Raw genomic sequence first — 2,783 nt, forward strand, 5'->3', positions numbered from 1 at the left:
CCAGCGGTGAGGTCGGTGACCGTGACGCTAACGCCGTTATCCAGATCTGCTTGCGTGACCGGACGGTTGGCCAGCTCATTGCCCTTGCCATCGACCACCACCAAGGTGTCGCCTACCTGAGTACCTTCACCCAAGGTAACCGTGGCGTTCACGCCGTCGCGGATTTCGTCGGCGCTGTAGATATCACCCGACGCGTCTTCCAGGGTGACGGAGACGGTCGGCGCCTGAGCGTCGATCGTGCCGTTAGCTGTCGACGTGTTGGTGTTGCCTGCCGGATCAGTGACCGTGGCGGTGAGGCTCAGCGCGGTGTCGGTGGCGTTCAGGTCGGTGATCGTGACGCTGACACCGTTATCCAGGTCGGCCTGAGTCACCGGGCGGTTAACCAGCTCGTTACCCTTGCCATCGACCACCACCAGGGTGTCGCCCACCTGAGTGCCGTCACCCAGAGTGACCGTGGCGTTCACGCCGTCGCGGATCTCGTCGGCGCTGTAGATATCACCCGACGCATCTTCCAACGTGACGGAGACGGTCGGCGCCTGGGCGTCGATCACACCTCCCGCCGTCGTGGTGTTGGTGTTACCGGCGGGGTCAGTCACTGTCGCGGTGAGGCTCAGCGCGGTATCGGTGGCGTTCAGGTCGGTGATCGTGACGCTGACACCGTTATCCAGATCGGCCTGGGTCACCGGGCGATTGATCAGCTCGTTACCCTTGCCATCGACTACCACCAGGGTGTCGCCTACCTGAGTACCTTCACCCAGGGTGACCGTGGCGTTGACGCCGTCGCGGATCTCATCGGCACTGTAGATATCACCCGATGCGTCTTCCAGGGTGACGGAGACGGTCGGCGCCTGGGCGTCGATCGTGCCGTTAGCTGTCGACGTGTTGGTGTTACCCGCCGGATCAATGACCGTGGCGGTGAGGCTCAGCGCGGTATCACCGATATTCAGATCGGTGATCGTCACGCTGACACCGTTATCCAGATCAGCTTGCGTGACCGGGCGGTTGACCAGTTCGTTACCTTTGCCGTCGACCACCACCAGGGTGTCGCCCACCTGGGTACCTTCACCCAGGGTGACCGTGGCGTTGACGCCGTCGCGGATCTCGTCGGCGCTGTAGATATCACCCGATGCGTCTTCCAGGGTGACGGAGACGGTCGGCGCCTGGGCGTCGATCGTGCCGTTAGCTGTCGACGTGTTGGTGTTACCCGCCGGATCAATGACCGTGGCGGTGAGGCTCAGCGCGGTATCACCGATATTCAGATCGGTGATCGTCACGCTGACACCGTTATCCAGATCAGCTTGCGTGACCGGGCGGTTGACCAGTTCGTTACCTTTGCCGTCGACCACCACCAGGGTGTCGCCCACCTGAGTGCCGTCACCCAGAGTGACCGTGGCGTTGACGCCGTCGCGGATCTCGTCGGCGCTGTAGATATCGCCGGATGCGTCTTCCAGGGTGACGGAGACGGTCGGCGCCTGGGCATCGATCGTGCCGTTAGCGGTCGACGTGTTGGTGTTGCCCGCCGGGTCGGTGACCGTAGCGGTGAGGCTCAGCGCGGTGTCGCCAGCGTTGAGGTCGGTGACCGTGACGCTCACGCCGTTATCCAGATCGGCTTGCGTCACCGGGCGGTTGACCAGTTCGTTGCCCTTGCCGTCGACCACCACCAGGGTGTCGCCCACCTGGGTGCCGTCACCCAGGGTGACCGTGGCGTTGACGCCGTCGCGGATCTCGTCGGCGCTGTAGATATCGCCCGACGCGTCTTCCAGTGCCACCGTAACGCTCGGCGCCTGGGCGTCGATCGTGCCGTTAGCTGTCGACGTATTGGTGTTACCCGCCGGGTCGGTGACCGTGGCGGTCACGCGCAGCGCGGTGTCGGTGGCGTTGAGGTCGGTGATCGTGACGCTGACCCCGTTATCCAGATCGGCTTGCGTCACCGGGCGGTTGACCAGTTCGTTGCCCTTGCCATCGACCACTACCAGGGTGTCGCCCACCTGGGTGCCGTCACCCAGGGTGACCGTGGCATTGACGCCGTCGCGGATCTCGTCGGCGCTGTAAATGTCGCCCGACGCGTCTTCCAGGGTGACGGAGACAGTCGGCGCCTGGGCGTCAATCGTGCCGTTAGCCGTAGATGTGTTGGTGTTACCCGCCGGATCAGTGACCGTGGCGGTCACGCTCAGCGCGGTGTCACCCGCATTCAGATCCGTCACGGTGACGACCAAGCCATCGTTCAGCATGTCTTGAGTCACGTCGCCGCGGAACAACTCGTTACCCTTGCCGTCGACCACCACCAGGGTATCGCCCACCTGGGTACCTTCACCCAGAGTGACTGTGGCGTTCACGCCGTCGCGGATCTCGTCGGCGCTGTAGATATCGCCGGACGCATCTTCCAGGGTGACGGAGACAGTCGGCGCCTGGGCGTCGATGGTGCCGTTAGCCGTAGACGTGTTGGTGTTACCGGCCGGGTCGATGACCGTAGCAGTGACGGTGACCGCCGTATCGGTCGCTATCAGATCCGTGACGGTGACGACCAAGCCATCGTTCAGCATGTCTTGAGTCACATCGCCGCGGAACAGCTCGTTACCCTTGCCATCGACCACTACCAGGGTGTCGCCCACTTGGGTACCTTCACCCAGGGTGACCGTGGCGTTCACGCCGTCGCGGATCTCGTCGGCGCTGTAGATATCGTCGGACGCGTCTTCCAGCGTGACGGAGACGGTCGGCGCCTGGGCATCGATCGTGCCGTTAGCTGTCGACGTGTTGGTGTTACCCGCCGGATCAGTGACCGT

Annotated in this window: 1 protein-coding gene; it reads right to left on the reverse strand. The window is 63.6% G+C overall.

The annotated features are described in order from the left end of the window. Positions 1 to 2,783, reverse strand: a 2,783-nt coding sequence (locus tag B0H98_RS17100) for a beta strand repeat-containing protein (RefSeq protein ID WP_106376223.1), incomplete at both ends; no start/stop codon positions are given.

Source organism: Vreelandella songnenensis, assembly GCF_003002925.1.
Classification (GTDB): domain Bacteria; phylum Pseudomonadota; class Gammaproteobacteria; order Pseudomonadales; family Halomonadaceae; genus Vreelandella; species Vreelandella songnenensis.